The sequence below is a fragment of the Vibrio sp. R11-SG3-ISO9 genome (genome assembly GCF_059834255.1).
This window is the reverse complement of the sequence record NZ_JCBDGU010000009.1, coordinates 78,702-94,061: the sequence shown is the minus strand read 5'-3', so window position 1 is coordinate 94,061 and position 15,360 is coordinate 78,702. Positions and strand designations below refer to the sequence as shown.

General features: G+C 45.8%; 14 protein-coding genes. 7 read left to right on the top strand and 7 right to left on the bottom strand.

Features of this window, described 5'->3' with window-relative positions; translation table 11 throughout:
• Window position 1 precedes the first annotated feature (1 nt).
• Entirely contained in the window at window positions 2-811 is an 810-nt protein-coding gene (gene metQ / locus AC6R05_RS02955) for a methionine ABC transporter substrate-binding lipoprotein MetQ (RefSeq protein ID WP_500646557.1), read from the top strand.
• Window positions 812-904: 93 nt separating this feature from the next.
• Here the strand turns inward: metQ and AC6R05_RS02950 are convergent, their stop codons facing one another.
• From AC6R05_RS02950 to syd, 3 genes are all read right to left on the bottom strand, one after another.
• The gene (locus AC6R05_RS02950) at window positions 905-2,107 is read right to left on the bottom strand and encodes a carbohydrate porin (protein WP_032551664.1); all 1,203 of its coding nucleotides are present in this window, start codon (window positions 2,105-2,107) and stop codon (window positions 905-907) included.
• Window positions 2,108-2,465: 358 nt separating this feature from the next.
• The gene (locus AC6R05_RS02945; protein ID WP_150869149.1) at window positions 2,466-3,242 is read right to left on the bottom strand and encodes a Zn-ribbon-containing protein; all 777 of its coding nucleotides are present in this window, start codon (window positions 3,240-3,242) and stop codon (window positions 2,466-2,468) included.
• 1 nt (window position 3,243) lies between these two features.
• Window positions 3,244-3,789 carry a SecY-interacting protein gene (syd, locus tag AC6R05_RS02940; RefSeq protein WP_032551662.1) on the bottom strand — a complete coding sequence of 182 codons (546 nt, stop codon included), beginning with the start codon at window positions 3,787-3,789 and terminating at the stop codon, window positions 3,244-3,246.
• A gap of 131 nt (window positions 3,790-3,920) precedes the next feature.
• Between syd and queF the strand changes: the two genes are divergently transcribed.
• The 6 genes from queF (at window position 3,921) to AC6R05_RS02910 (ending at window position 12,209) form a co-directional block, all read left to right on the top strand.
• Window positions 3,921-4,766: an NADPH-dependent 7-cyano-7-deazaguanine reductase QueF gene (gene queF / locus AC6R05_RS02935; RefSeq protein ID WP_150869150.1), complete on the top strand. Its 846-nt coding sequence runs from the start codon at window positions 3,921-3,923 to the stop codon at window positions 4,764-4,766.
• A gap of 72 nt (window positions 4,767-4,838) precedes the next feature.
• A complete protein-coding gene (locus AC6R05_RS02930; RefSeq protein ID WP_500646556.1) occupies window positions 4,839-7,097 on the top strand; it encodes a tetratricopeptide repeat protein in 2,259 nt (752 codons plus the stop codon).
• A gap of 118 nt (window positions 7,098-7,215) precedes the next feature.
• Window positions 7,216-8,781 carry a GGDEF domain-containing protein gene (locus AC6R05_RS02925; protein ID WP_390518732.1) on the top strand — a complete coding sequence of 522 codons (1,566 nt, stop codon included), beginning with the start codon at window positions 7,216-7,218 and terminating at the stop codon, window positions 8,779-8,781.
• A 263-nt stretch (window positions 8,782-9,044) separates the two neighbouring features.
• On the top strand, window positions 9,045-10,412 hold the full coding sequence (ppnN, locus tag AC6R05_RS02920; protein ID WP_032551658.1) for a nucleotide 5'-monophosphate nucleosidase PpnN: 1,368 nt from the start codon (window positions 9,045-9,047) through the stop codon (window positions 10,410-10,412).
• Window positions 10,413-10,509: 97 nt separating this feature from the next.
• Entirely contained in the window at window positions 10,510-11,286 is a 777-nt protein-coding gene (gene xni / locus AC6R05_RS02915) for a flap endonuclease Xni (protein WP_150869152.1), read from the top strand.
• 161 nt (window positions 11,287-11,447) lie between these two features.
• A complete protein-coding gene (locus AC6R05_RS02910; protein WP_500646555.1) occupies window positions 11,448-12,209 on the top strand; it encodes a DNA/RNA non-specific endonuclease in 762 nt (253 codons plus the stop codon).
• A 101-nt stretch (window positions 12,210-12,310) separates the two neighbouring features.
• On the opposite strand, the gene rlmM is transcribed toward AC6R05_RS02910, so the two are convergent.
• Genes rlmM through AC6R05_RS02890 form a run of 4 tightly spaced genes read right to left on the bottom strand, consistent with a single transcriptional unit; the run spans window position 12,311 to window position 15,314 of the window.
• Window positions 12,311-13,402 carry a 23S rRNA (cytidine(2498)-2'-O)-methyltransferase RlmM gene (rlmM, locus tag AC6R05_RS02905; RefSeq protein ID WP_150869153.1) on the bottom strand — a complete coding sequence of 364 codons (1,092 nt, stop codon included), beginning with the start codon at window positions 13,400-13,402 and terminating at the stop codon, window positions 12,311-12,313.
• Complete coding sequence (locus tag AC6R05_RS02900; protein ID WP_390518725.1) at window positions 13,399-13,797, bottom strand: DUF423 domain-containing protein; 399 nt, start codon at window positions 13,795-13,797, stop codon at window positions 13,399-13,401. Before AC6R05_RS02900 ends, rlmM begins: the two co-directional genes overlap by 4 nt.
• Window positions 13,787-14,413: an alpha/beta fold hydrolase gene (locus tag AC6R05_RS02895; RefSeq protein WP_500646554.1), complete on the bottom strand. Its 627-nt coding sequence runs from the start codon at window positions 14,411-14,413 to the stop codon at window positions 13,787-13,789. Before AC6R05_RS02895 ends, AC6R05_RS02900 begins: the two co-directional genes overlap by 11 nt.
• Window positions 14,406-15,314: a transcriptional regulator GcvA gene (locus tag AC6R05_RS02890; RefSeq protein WP_032551652.1), complete on the bottom strand. Its 909-nt coding sequence runs from the start codon at window positions 15,312-15,314 to the stop codon at window positions 14,406-14,408. Before AC6R05_RS02890 ends, AC6R05_RS02895 begins: the two co-directional genes overlap by 8 nt.
• Between the last annotated feature and the right edge of the window lie 46 nt (window positions 15,315-15,360).

Below are 15,360 nucleotides of genomic sequence, written 5' to 3'. Positions count from 1 at the left end.
TATGAAATTCAGCCTAAAAAGTTTACTTGCTATCGCAGCAGCGGCATCAGCACTAGTGCTATCTGGTTGTGGCGAGAAAGAGATCGACACATCAAAAATTAAAGTCGGCGTTATGGCAGGTGCAGAAGCTCAAGTAGCAGAAGTAGCGGCTAAAGTTGCAAAAGAGAAATTTGGTCTAGACGTTGAGCTAGTAACGTTCACTGACTACGTAACACCAAACGCAGCACTAGATGATGGTTCAATCGACATCAACGCATTCCAGCACAAGCCATACCTAGATCAGCAAGTTGCTGATCGTGGCTACAAGCTAACTATTGCAGGCAACACATTTGTTTACCCAATCGCGGGTTACTCTAAGCAAGTAACTTCTGTTGACCAAATTGAAGACGGTGCACGTATCGCAGTACCAAACGATCCAACAAACCTAGGTCGTTCTCTACTGCTTCTTGAGCAACAAGGTCTACTAGAACTACGTGATGGTGTTGGCCTTCTAGCAACTGTTCGTGACATCGTAGGTAACCCAAAGAACCTAACTATCGTTGAACTAGACGCAGCACAACTTCCACGTTCACTGGATGACGTAGCGCTATCTATCATCAACACAACTTACGCAAGCTCTATCAACCTAACTCCACAAAAAGATGGCGTTTTCGTTGAAGACAAAGAGTCTCCATACGTAAACCTAATCGTTTCACGTGAAGAGAACCTAAACGCAGAAAACGTACAAAACTTCGTGAAAGCTTACCAAACTGAAGAAGTGTACAACGCAGCGTCTGACATCTTCCAAGGTGGCGTAGTAAAAGGCTGGTAATCCACGCTTTTCACTCACCTCAATAATGAAGGGCTGACATTATGTCAGCCCTTTTCTTTGCCCGATGTTTTACTAGCAGCTATACAGTGTGGATTACCACCAAGCTTCTACCTGCATACCTAGGCTCACTTCGCTGTTCTCGCCAGTACCGAATGCATCGTCATTCTCTGCATCATGGATGTAGGTTGCGAAGATACGGAACTCAGGACGCGCCCAGAAGCCCGTTTTAGGAACCCAAGCCTGTGCCACTGTAAATTTACCGCCGGCACCATCTTGGTTATTAATTTTCTCAACGAAGCCACCCAGCTCTAGCACAGTACGCATTTTCTCATCCCACTTATACAGTGGTCGAATAACGGCACTGAAAGATTCATCTTTGGTATTGTTAGCACCTACATCCGTCGCGTAGGCATAGCGAACCGTGTGACCAAATTCGATGTTATCGCCAATTGAAACCACACCCCAGTTGATCAAACGGAAACCTTCAGCGTTGTTGTTGTTCTCATCACGCACCAAGTTACTGCCTGTACCAAAGGTAGTCATCTGCTCAGCATAGCCAGAGTTTGCAACTTGTAAGATGGTTTTGTTGAATCCTGTTGGTAGGTTCTGGTTCAAGCTTGCTGTTAGCATCACGCTATCATCAGCATCAAGCGATTGGTCTTTCTTCTCTTTGCCAAAGTTAAAGTCAGCACCTAGCTCTAAGTCTGCATTTTTCCATAGTGGGATACCTGCGTAGCGAACATCGGCAATCATTGCTGTTGTCTCTTTCCCATCATCAACGTCGCCCGTTACTGTGTCTTGAATGAGAGCCAGAGAGAGTTTACCTGGGCCTAGGTTAATGTGCTCAACACCACCACCAATACCGCTCACATCCCAGTAGTAGTTATCGATGATGTGCACGTCATGACGTTGGTAGTAACGCTCACCCGCCCACATAGTAATGTCTTTGTCGTCGAACAGGCCCGTCGCTTGGATGTTCAGCTGTACCACTTCCACATTGCGATCTTTCGCGTTCTCATCTTGGCCTTCCCAGTAAGCCAACATCGAATCAATCAGGAAAGTCGATTCTTCATCATTGAACAGCTCTTTCTTAAAACCAAACTCGCCATATAGGTCATTTTCGTTGCCTAAACGACCTACTTTATTCACTTCCCATTTGCTATTTGAGCCGCCGTTGTCACTCATTCCGACACCGCCACGCATGTAGCCATTAAATTCCAATGGTGCCGTCTCAGCCAGTAAAGTGGGAGTAACTAAAACAGAAGTAAGGGCAGCGGCAATTGGTAACAGTTTCATAATCCATTCCTTTCGTATCAATGATTGAACTTATCATTTTATAAATGGGAACATTCCCATGGGATCGATCCCATTTATATTGGCAAGATTATAAAAAGGAAGTTATTAGATAGATTATTGTGATCCAGATAACTATTGATGAAGGCTAAAGTTGATGCAGATTGGATTATTGGAATGAATATTTTTTGTCGATTTAAGAAACGAAGGGACGGGAAATAAAAACAGAGATATGCAACTAAGACATTAATATAAAAAGAGAAAACAGGGCAAAGAAAAAGCCCTCACACCATAGTGCAAGGGCTTTTAAAATAATGACCAAGTTGATAGTGATTACTTACACACACCTCAACTTAAAGAGCTACTTGATATGATCCCATGACATATTGGAAACGATACGACAGTCATCACATTTGAAATGGAAAATATCGTGAAGCGGTTCATCTAACAGCCACTCACCACCACACTTCGGGCACTTTCTCGCTTGCTCATCCGCAAGACTCTTACCGCCGACTCGGTACTGATAGTAGTATGTCGGCACTTTTGACAAGTACTCTAAACGACCTCGTAGATCCCAACCGCGCTTGAACAGCACACTGTCAGCATCGCAAATTTCATGCAGCGCCGCGTGCTCAGCACGACAGCCACCAGCCATCTGAATTTCGTCACACGCCTGCCACTCAGTTTGCCACTTCACTACCGCTTTATGGTCACCGTTGGAAGTTGGCGGATTGCGATAAAGTGGGATTGGCAACAAGGTTTCACCGCTACGCAGTGGCGAGCAGGTATGAACATAAGTGGTATAAAGCACTTGCCAGCTTGGCTGTTCTTCTTCAGCTGCTTCTTCGGAGTTTAGGTCGCGGCCAAGCATGCGCATTTTCGGCGCTAGCAAGCTTGCTTCGGATAATCGGTTAAAGCAAACCTTCACAAAATCTGAGTGGTTTCTTGGGTGTAGGCTATCTTGTTCAGGGCAAACAACACGAACAAAGAACTCACCCTCGCCCATCACAACCGGGAACTCACGGCCTAGTACCTGCCCGTTATAACGCAGCGCATCCATCAGACCATTGATTGCCTTATCGACCGCGCTAATAGTGGTGTTATCAAAACACTCAAATTGAAGTTCTACAACGTACATCTTAAACAGCCGGTTCCAATTTCTCTAAAAATTCAGCCAGCGTCTCTGTCAGTACATCACGGTTGCTGGTACCAAGGCGCTCAAGAATGACATTACCTGTTAGGTTACAGATAGAGATCACGTCCATATCGGCATCTGTTGCGGCAATAAATACCGTAGGCTTAAGCTTTAGACGGCGCTGAGTCACTAGGTGCCCAAGAATGTTTTCTTGAAGACGAACAAAGTCTTCATCGCTCCAAACTTGTAGTAGTGTCAAAGGGTTGCCATCAAAGGTCGCATCCATGTCTGCACTGTATTGCGCGCCGTAGAATGTCTTAATATCTTCATGCAGTGATAATTCAATACCATTTTCAACGTTGGTAAAATCTGCATGTTGCTCGCGAGGATAGTTTTTCCATAACACAGCACCCGACAACTTTTCTTCAACGCATGGAGAAACCAGATCTGCTAGCTCTTCACTACGAGGTAAAGATTGATGTTGCTGCTGCCAAGCATCGACATACTGCTGACTGAATGAAAGTAGTGCGTCTTGGGCACGTTGAGTCATGAAAATCTCCTAAAGCGAAAATAATAATTAGAATCGGGCACCTTTCCACGTCGATTAAGCGATGACCTAATGACACAGTAATGGGGATTCAGTAAAATCGCCCCCATTCTAATCGAATTTGAAACGAAAGTATGAGCAAATATTCTGACGCTAAAGAGCTAGCGGGTTTAACCCTAGGTCAAAAAACTGAGTACGCTAACCAATACGATGCCAGCCTACTGCAGCCTGTTCCACGTAGCTTGAACCGTGATGACCTCGCTTTAGGCGACGAACTGCCATTCATTGGTCACGATATCTGGACTATGTATGAGCTATCATGGCTGAATGACAAAGGTCTACCTCAGGTGGCTGTGGGTGAAGTTTTCATTCCAGCGACAAGTCCGAATCTCATTGAATCAAAATCTTTCAAGCTGTACCTAAATAGCTACAACCAAACTCGTTTCTCTGATTGGGAAGCGGTAACTGAGCGCCTGACTCAAGACTTGTCAGCGTGTGCAGGTGAAACAGTACTGGTTAACGTAAACAAGGTGACTGATTACACCAATCAACCGATTGTTACTATGCAAGGCGATTGCATTGATGATCAAGATATTGAGATCACTAGCTACGACTTCGAAGCATCAATCTTGGAAGGTGCGGCAGAGCAAGAGCACGTTGAAGAGACTCTTCATAGCCACCTTTTAAAATCTAACTGTCTGATCACCAATCAGCCAGACTGGGGCAGTGTTGAGATTGCCTACACAGGTTCAAAAATCAACCGTGAAGCCCTGCTGCGTTATCTTGTCTCTTTCCGCGAGCACAACGAGTTCCACGAGCAGTGTGTGGAGCGCATCTTCACTGACATCATGAAGTACTGTGCACCAACCAAGCTGACAGTGTTTGCTCGTTATACTCGTCGTGGCGGCTTAGACATCAACCCATACCGCTCAACAGAACAGGATAAACCTGCTCACAACATGCGTATGGCTCGTCAGTAAATCATTGGAAGATTTCGCCTCTAACTCTGTATTTCGTCTTTATATCTACAGTTCGACTTAAAGGAAAATAAAATGCGTTGGTTAACTTTTATTGGCCTGCTGCTTGTTAGCTTAAGTGCTTCTGTTAGCGCCTCGGTATACTCATCGGCTCTACTTAACGAAGCCAATAACTTGGTTGAGATAGAACCAAGCCGAGCCAAACAGATGGCCAACAGTTATCTAACGCTTCGTGTCCTTTCGGATCAAAGCGAGAAAAGCCCATCCGCCATTTCTCGCGAAGAGACGGACTCTTCCATTCGTACCCCGAATAGCAGTATTGATGCCTACAAAATCCTTGCTAAGGCAGAGTTCAACTTAGGGCATACACGCACCGCGATTCAACATATCGAAACTGCAAGCGAACTAGCAAAGACCTACAAGCTTCAGTACTTGGAGCTTGACCTTGAGATCTTAAAGACGCGCTTGTTGTGGCTTAATAACCGTAAATCAGCGCAAGCCAAAGAAGTACTGACTAGCATTGAAGCAAGTCTCCAATCGATCAGCCAAACCCTGCGTTTGACCGAAGGCATTACCTACCGCTTAATTATGCTTAAGGCTGAAATCGCTTCATACGAGAACCAGATTGATGAAGCTGAAAGCCTATATCAACGTGCTAAAGCCTTTCTAGACCAACGCTACTCTGAGAAAGTGACCATCGACTACCACATTGCGGTGGGTGAGTTTTATCTGACACACAAAGAGTACAACCACGCGCTGTCGGAGTTACTTTACGGATATTGGAAATCGGTTGAAGGAAACCTGAGTGCACGTTTGGCCAAGGTGAACCGCTTATTAGCACAGCTCTTTTTTGAAAGACAGGTTTTGGATAAGGCGGTTGAGCATCTTTCACAAGCAGCCGACTTTTATGACAACTTCGAAAACTCACCGATTCTGGCTCAAGTATTGAAAAAGATGGGTGATGTGTACTACTTCCAAGGTAAGTACAACCTCGCTCTAGTCCACTTCTTCAACGTTTTGGATCATGAGAGTACCGACCGCGATATTAACCAAGTCATTGATATTCGTCTGAGTCTATCGGCGACTTACCTACGCCTTTACAACTACCCATTGGCAGAGCAATATCTGTCGCGAGCGCTTGAACTGCTTGAGTACACAGACAACCTAAAACTCGAAGGTCGTGCGGCTTTGCTTTCAGCAGGGCTTGCTTACCACCTTCAAGACAGTGACCAGGTGATCAAATACGCTCAGCGTGCACTGGATATCTCACGACAAGTTGAGAATATGCGTCTGTCACAGCGCTCATACCACCTACTTTCGTTGGGTTATGAACAGGCACAACAGCCTCAAAAGGCGCTCGAGAACCTCAAACAATACACCTCTCTGATCTCACTTGAGCAGCAGAACCTCAACCGAATCAGTGAAGATGCATTCCGCCAGCAGAAAGAGTTTGCTGAGCGTACTCTGCACTATGCCGGACAAGCTGAAGAGCTAGAGCTGTACAAAGAGGAGCATCGTAAATTTCAGAAGATCTCTTTTGCGCTATTCCTATTCAGCATCATCTTATTTTTCTTTGTGCTACGCCGTGGCTACATCATTCAGAGCCAAGTCAGAGAAAATGATCGCCTGAGTACTGACCTCTTTACTCACTCGCGTTCTAAACTGCCAAACCTAAGAATGCTCAATGCCAAGCTGTCTAATTCACTTGAACAGACCAGCCAGACTTTCGAGCAGTGGCAGCTTGGTGAACTCATTCATGAGCCGCTAAATGACCGCCTGCGTTTTGTGATGATTGACCTGCCATTCCTGCGCAACATGTACACACAAAATGGTTATAAAGCAGGTCTTGAGCTCGAAGATGCGTTTGGCGAATATCTGAAAACCAAGCTTGATGGGCCGTCACGTATTTATCACTTCTCTGATGCGAATTTGTTATACATCGAGCCAAATTCAGACCGTGATGCATCTCCAGAGGCGATGTTCCGCAAGATTCAATCTTGGATCTCTGACTTTGAACCAGAGCGTAATATGAATCGTACCATTCGCGTCGGTATTGCTGACTACCCATTCTTACCGCGCGCCTATACCGCTATCAATGACCAAGAGCTACTCGATGTGCTGCTGATGTCGACCAACATTGCGCGTGAAGTGAGCCTTAAAGAACGCAGCAGTCAATGGGTCTATTTGAAGGCTATCGACAACGCACCAGCAGCGAGCCTTGCAACTGGTAACATAAGAGAAGCGTGTAAAATCGCTATTAATCAAGGGTTAATAAAAATACAATCCTCTTATCAGAATGAGGACAATATCAAAAAAATGCTAAAAGATGAGTGATTTGCGAGCGGTTAATCGTTCGAAACAGTGACCTTATTTTTAGTTTTGTTATTATCGATAGATTGGCATTTCATCTAAGCGATCGTAATCGATCTACGTGGCACTAATTTATTGACCTATGGGCATTCTCGAACAAGACATACAGGCTCAGCTGCATCAACTGAAAACTCAGCTAGATCAGGCGCGTCTGAATCAGAGAGACACCTCGTTCAAGTTCATACGTGAGCAAAAGGTCCTTAAACGTATTGTCACATCGTTAAGCGATGCTTGTGTCGGCACCAATGACCACCTTGATGAAAATTTAATCGCCCTTAGGGAAGCGCTGCAAAAACAGAAAGATGTCAGCTCAATGATTCCGAAGTTGGCTGTTTTGGAGCGCATGCTAAAACAAAAAACGGTGGCTATGGAAAAACAGAACGGATATTTAGACGAAAGCATCAAGCACAGTGGTGAAACTCTGCAGCGCGTAACGGGCCTACCGGCTCAAATTAAACGCGACTTGCGTAATCTACTGAGTTTTTCTGAAGGCAATGGCAGTCAGAAAATCGACCATGCAATGAAACTGCTCAGTATCTACGAGCGTGCAGTGAAAATCATGGCGACTAATTCCCGTTCTCATTTTTCTGACGCCGATAACTCTCCAGAACAAGCAGTACTCTCTGATCTTTCAACGGAACTGCAACACCTGATCACTGAACTCGATTTTGAGGGTGAATCTGGTGACTTGTTAATTGATATCCGTGCCAAGCTGCTCCTAGGTGTTACGACTGAAAACCTGTTTGAACTGACACTACAAGTGCTAAAACTGGTGATTGAAGGGACTAACCTAGAGCGTAAAAAGTCAGAACAGTTCATTGAACAGCTGAACGCGTCTCTCTCAGCAAGCATTAAAACAGCCGACCAAAACAGTGACCAAAGCCAAACCTACTTTGAACACCGCCAGAGCCTTAACAATGAACTCGGTAATCTAGTAGGAAAGAGCCAACAATCTGTCGAACAAGCTACAGATATTCAAGTACTTAAGCAGTCTATCACCCCACTGTTGAATGAGATCGCATCGCTTTCTGAAAGGCTTAGTCACGCCGAGCAAAAAGAGCAGGCTCTGATCGATCGCATGAGCTACGGCAAGACCCAACTTGATTCCCTGTACGAAGTGACCCAAGACTACCGCCGTCGCCTTGAAGATCAGGCGCAGCGTATGTTGCTTGACCCACTGACTAAGGTCTACAACCGTACCGCATTTACCGACCGCCTCGAGTTAGAGTATCGCCGTTGGATTCGTGCTCAGCACTCGCTGCGTGTGGTTCTGCTTGATATCGATAACTTTAAAGCCATCAACGATAGCTTTGGTTACACCGCTGGTGATAAAGCCCTGAAAATCATCGCTCGCACTATGACCAAAGAGCTGTCTAAAACTGATACCGTAGCGCGTTTCTCAGGTGAAGAGTTTATTCTGCTACTGCCAGAGCAGAACGATGAATACTGCCATCAAGTTATTCAGAACATTCAGACACAAGTCAGCCGACTACCATTTAAATTCCGTGATCAGCAGATCACCATCACGCTGTGTGCGGCAAGTACTCAATTCAGCCAATCGGATACGCCTGAAGAGGTGCTTGAACGCCTAAATCGCATCCTAACTAAGGCAAAACAGCGCGGTACTAACCAGCTCGTTTGGCAATAACTGTCTCTCTCCGAGAAATTATTTCTCTTTTTCAAATACTTATCACATACCAAATAGGAAAATATTTGCTAAGCTAATGGTTAACATTTGCTTAACAAGCCTTTTCTGGCGATCAAGCCTGTGCCAAGACCATTTAGCAAGGCATAGAATAACGTGATTATCATCAAACGCCCTCTGGCTTTGTATACCTTGCTTCACTACTCCCGAGTTTGAGGGTGACGTTGCATCTTGTCTCCCCAACTCTTATTCAACAAGGAGGCACTATGATCACTCATATCAGTCCTGCCGGTAGCATGGATTTACTCTCTCAACTTGAAGTTGAGCGCCTTAAGAAAACCGCATCCAGTGATCTATACCAACTGTATCGTAACTGTACCCTAGCGGTACTTAACTCTGGCAGCCACACCGACAACTCGAAAGAGCTGCTGGATAAATACCTCTCTTTCGATGTTGAGGTGGTAAGGCGCGAGCGCGGCATTAAGCTCGAGCTGCACAATCCGCCTGAGCACGCCTTTGTTGATGGCGAGATCATCAAGGGTATTCAAGAACATCTATTCTCGGTGTTACGTGACATTGTCTACGTCAACATGCACCTTGCCGATAACCAAAGGCTCAACCTGACCAATGCCACCCATATCACCAACTTGGTATTTGGTATCTTGAGAAACGCAGGCGCATTAACGCCGGGTATTGAACCTAACTTGGTTGTTTGCTGGGGCGGTCACTCCATCAATGCCAGCGAATACCAGTACACGCGCGAAGTGGGCAACGAGCTTGGTCTGCGTGAACTCAATATCTGTACTGGTTGTGGTCCCGGCGCGATGGAAGGCCCAATGAAAGGTGCGGCCATTGGTCATGCTAAGCAGCGTTACACTGAGCACCGTTACCTTGGCTTAACCGAGCCGTCGATCATTGCTGCTGAGCCGCCAAACCCAATTGTGAATGAGTTGGTGATCATGCCGGACATCGAGAAGCGTCTCGAAGCCTTTGTTCGTATGGCGCATGGCATCATCATCTTCCCTGGTGGTCCGGGTACTGCGGAAGAGCTACTCTATATCCTAGGTATCATGATGCACCCTAACAATGCCGATCAGCCAATGCCGATTGTGCTAACGGGTTCGAAAGAGAGTGAAGAGTATTTCCGCTCTATTGATCGCTTTATCGGTGAGACATTGGGTGAAGAAGCGCAGAAACACTATGAGATCGTGATTGATGATCCTGCTAAAGCGGCGAAAATCATGAAGCAAGCGATGCCAGCAGTGCGTTCACACCGTAAAGAGACCGGAGATGCGTACAGCTATAACTGGTCACTGCACATTGAGCCTGAGTTCCAACTGCCATTTGACCCAACTCATGAGTCTATGGCGGCGCTCGATCTGCACATGGATCAGAAGGCAGAAAACTTAGCAGCAAATCTACGTAAAGCCTTCTCTGGCATTGTGGCGGGTAACGTCAAGGCAGAAGGCATTCTAGAGATTGAAAAGCACGGCCCATTCATCATTGATGGCGATAAAGCGTTAATGGCGAAAATGGATAGACTGCTCAACGACTTTGTCGAGCAGCATCGTATGAAGCTACCGGGCGGCACCGATTACGTACCGTGTTATAAGATTGCACAAAACAACGACTGACCATTCCGCACTGAGCATTTCAACTGCTTAAGCGATACGTTACTATAAGGGGCGAGTTCATCCGCCCCTTTATTTATTGCTTAGTTATTGGAAACTTATGTCTATCCATCTTGTTATTATCGATGCTCTTAACCTTATCCGTCGCGTTCACTCTGCACAGCCGGATCCAAGCGATATAGCAAGAACCATCACCACAACTACGCGAACGCTAAATAACATCATCAAAGAGTCGAAACCAAGTCATATCATTGCGGTGTTTGATCACCATCTACAAGATCGTGGCTGGCGCGCAGAGATTCTACCGAGCTACAAAGAGAACCGTAAACCAATGCCTGAGCCATTAATGGCAGGATTGGATGCCATTCAACAAGCTTGGTGGGATCTAGGTATCGACTCTCTGTTATCCGATGGAGATGAAGCGGATGATTTGGTCGCAACGCTTGCCAAGAAAGTAGCAGACCGCGGTCAAACGGTAACCATTATCTCAACCGATAAAGGCTACTGTCAGCTGCTCTCTCCTACTCTACAAATTCGCGATTATTTCCAACATCGCTGGTTAGACACGCCTTTTATCGAAGCTGAGTTCGGGGTTAAACCGAGCCAGCTTGCAGATTACTGGGGCTTAACCGGTGTAAGTTCTAGTCAAGTACCGGGAATTCCAGGGGTTGGACCTAAGGCAGCTAAAGAGATCTTAACCAGTTACCCAGATATTGAAGCGGCCTACCAAGCTGAAGACCTGCCGAAAAAGTATCGTAAAAAGTTCGATGAACACATCGAGTCAGCACGTGTCTGTAAGCAAGTTTCTGCATTGAAAACCGACATCGAATTAGGGTTCAACCTTCAAGATATCCGCTTCAATAACAGCCCTGATTAACTTCATTGCATGTTAATCAATCCTGTTGTGTTCTCCTTTACATTCACAAGCTTTTAATAAAGTTAATCAATACCTTACCAAGTGCTGATTAACTTTTAACCGCCATCACAGTCTTGTTGATATAAGTATTTATTTTCATTGCTCCAATAAGGAGAAACACAATGAAAAAAATACTACTAATTTCACTCACAACCCTCTTGCTGCATGTCGCCCCTTTTAGTTCCGCATCAGAAACATGTGGAGAACACCTTGTTAAAGGCATGCCCTCTAACAACAGCGATCAAGTGCTGTGCCGGACAGGATATGCAGTAGGCTACAACTATCAAACCAAGAATGCTGATTGGGTGGCGTATCATGTCACCAAGGAAAGCGTTAATGCGCAATTCAAGCGCAGTAATAACTTCAAGGCTGATGCTGAGCTACCCGAGTATGCACAATCCACATTAAGTGACTATTCCAAATCAGGGTACGATCGTGGACATCTTGCGCCATCCGCAGCGATGGATTTCAGCCAACAATCAATGCAAGAGAGCTTCCTGTTAAGCAACATGTCTCCACAACTTCCTGGCTTTAACCGTGTCGGTTGGCGATTATTAGAGGAGCACGTAAGAGATCTCGCGAACGAGTACCAAGAATTGTATGTCGTGACGGGGCCTATATATGAAGGCAATGAAGCCTCTATTGGAGATGGTGTTGTCATCCCAAGTGCATTTTACAAAGTTATCTTGGACCCATATTACAACGATGCCATCGCGTTTATCGTGCCTCACCGAGATGTATCCGGTAGTGAACTTGTCAACTTTGTCACGACCATTGATGACGTAGAGCAGCGCACCAACTTAGACTTCTTTGCCAATACCAGTGACGACGTTGAAAACTCAATGGAGGCAATGCTATGGGAGATGTGGCCAACACCAGAGTAGGCACAGATTATCGTCATCCGTAACTAAGTCGATTGTCCTAAGTTGATGGTCGATAAACAAAAAACGCTCCTAAATAGGAGCGTTTAACGTCATTGTTTCGATTAGTGCGGAGAGATGTTTGAAAGCGACTGAATGTGTACCGTGATCTCTTCACGGTCATGGTATAAGTGCTTCGCCTGCATCTTAAACTTCACTTTGTTTTCGATCAGGAACTGCTTCAGGTTCTCGATGTCTTGTAGAACCTCATCATAGCGACCTTTCATCGGAAGCTTGAGGTTGAACAGTGCTTCTTTCGCCCAACCTTTGATGATCCACTCACCCATGAGGTGTGCAACACGAGCAGGCTTCTCAACCATGTCACAGATGATCCAAGTAACGTTCTTACGGTCTGGTTCGAACTTAAAGCCATCCACCATATGGTGCTTGATTTGACCTGTTTCCATCAGGCTATCAGCCATCATGCCGTTATCGACACAGTGAACGAACATAGAGCGCTTCACCAGTTGGTAAGTCCAACCGCCCGGACACGCACCTAGGTCGACACCCCACATACCCGGCGCAAGGCGCTCATCCCACTCATCACGTGGAATGAATACGTGGAATGCTTCTTCAAGTTTCAGCGTTGAACGGCTTGGCGCGTCTGCAGGGAACTTAAGGCGTGGGATACCCATGAAGAACTGAGAATTGTTGTTCGGGTAAGAGTAACCAACAAAGCAGTGACCCGGAGCGATGAAACACAGATGAAGTACTGGCTTCTTCGGATTATCTTTCGCGGTCATCAAGCCTTTGCCACGCATTGCTTGACGCATCGGCACGGTAAACTTACGACAGAACTTCAGTAGCTCCTTCGCTTCGTTAGTATCAGGCGTTTCGATACGAATGTCGCCACAGCGTGGGAAACCTTCTTTGTCTGCCAGCTCATCAAGGATTGGAGAGATACGATCATCTTTTGGCAGATCTTTGATTTCAACGGCTACTGCTAGCATTTGACGAGCAAAGATCAGCGACTGGAAATCAATTTCTTTGATCAAACGATCCGCTTCGCCATCTTGATAACACTCAAACAATACAAAGCCAGTATTATTTTTTAAGCGAGGAAAACCAAACACTTCCAGCTGTGTTGCTTTGTCTTGAATTTCGCCAGCACATTCTTTTTCAAAACCAGAGCGACAATAAAGTAGTACGTGTTTCACTGAGTTACCTCTTTTATATTCAAAGCAGCGAAGGAGAAGACTCCCCAACCAATGATAAATAGTAGTCCACCTAACGGCGTTATTGGACCAAACCATTTAATTCCTGTCAGCGCCAGCGCATAGAGGCTGCCACTAAAACAAAGGATGCCGATGATAAAGCAAATTGCCGCAATGAAAAAATATTTTTGTGATTTAGCACCAAGTTTCAATTGAAGCAAGATAGCGCACGCCACAATCGCAAAGGTATGGATGAACTGATACAAGACACCGGTCTCGAACACACCCAATAGATAAGGGGCTAGCTGAGATTTAAGTCCGTGTGCTGCAAATGCCCCAAGCATCACCGCAATCGCACCAGATGCGCCCGCAAAGGTAAGCAATCCCTTACTTTTCATCGATAGCTCCTTTAATGAACTTAGCCAGTCTCTCGACCGCTAATGCAATGTTTTGCTGTTCAGTATGCCCTGAGCTCTTACGCGGCTTGAAGCTATGGTCACCATCCGGAATAAACTCAACAGAAACTGAGTCAGAGAGATTAAACGCAGGAAACTCTTCACGCTTACCAAAGGTATCGCGTTCCCCCTGTAGGATAAGGCACGCTTTACTCAGCTCAGCTAAGTGCTCACCTTTATACTTATCCGGTTTACCCGGCGGATGGAAAGGAAAGCCCAAGCAAGCGACGCCAGCCACTTTCTCATGTTCAGACAAGTGACTGGCCATACGCCCGCCCATCGATTTTCCGCCGATAACCAGTGTCTGAGCATCGACTTGCTCAATCACCTCTTGATACGCCTCTAAAAGCTTAGGCGCGCGATCTGGCGGTCGACGTTTACCATCTTCAGCACGTTTGATCATGTAAGGGAAATTGAATCGAATCACGCGAATGCCTTTAAACGCCAGCCCCTTAGCGACTGACTGCATGAATTCATGATCCATACCTGCGCCTGCACCGTGAGCAAACACAAAGGTGTACTGGCTATGCTCTTCACCATCGATAAGCCAATTATTCATCGAGCAGTTCCTCTTGTTCACTTTGTGCTTTCGCCAGCATCCAATCACGGAACGTCGCAATACGTCCCATGTCTGCCTGTTTGTCATGACACACGACATAGAAAGCGTTTTTACTAATTAACACTTCATCAAACGGGGCGATTAGACGCCCAGCCTCAATTTCAGGCTGCGCTAATACGTTGTTGCCTAATGCGATACCTTGGCCGTGAGCGGCTGCTTGCAACACCATCGTTGAATGGCTAAAGATAGGACCGTGATTAACGTTAACCCCATCAATACCATTTTGTTTTGCAAACTGTTTCCAATCTTTACGAGAGGTATCATGTAATAGCGTATGACATGCTAAATCACTTAGTGATTCTAATGGTTTATTGCCCAACAGAATTGAAGGTGCACACAGTGGGATCAGATATTCTTGATAAAGTTTGTCCGCACGTAGGCCCGGCCAATTACCTCGCCCGTAGTAAATCGCGACATCAACATCGTCTGTCAGTGAGCCTTCATCCATATCTACCGCTTTGATACGAACGTCAATATCAGGCTCTTGTTGATTAAAGTCCGCCAGACGAGGTACCAACCATTGAATCGCAAAGCTTGGTGGCAAGCTGATGGTCAATGCACCCTTCTCACTGCGCTCAAGCACCTTATCAGTCGCCTCAGCAAGCGATGTGAAGATGTCTTTAATGTCTAAGAAATAGCTCTGCCCCTCTTCGGTAAGCAGTAAAGAGCGATTTCTGCGGCGAAAGAGCTTCAAGGAGAGGAACTCTTCCAATGATTTTATCTGGTGACTCACCGCAGCCTGAGTAACAAACAACTCTTCTGCAGCACGCGTAAAACTCAAGTGTCTAGCCGCAGCTTCAAACACTCGTAAGGAGTTTAATGGGGGTAATCGACGAGACATAGTTACTCTCTAAAATGACATTAGTTTTTTTTATCTGAAACATTAT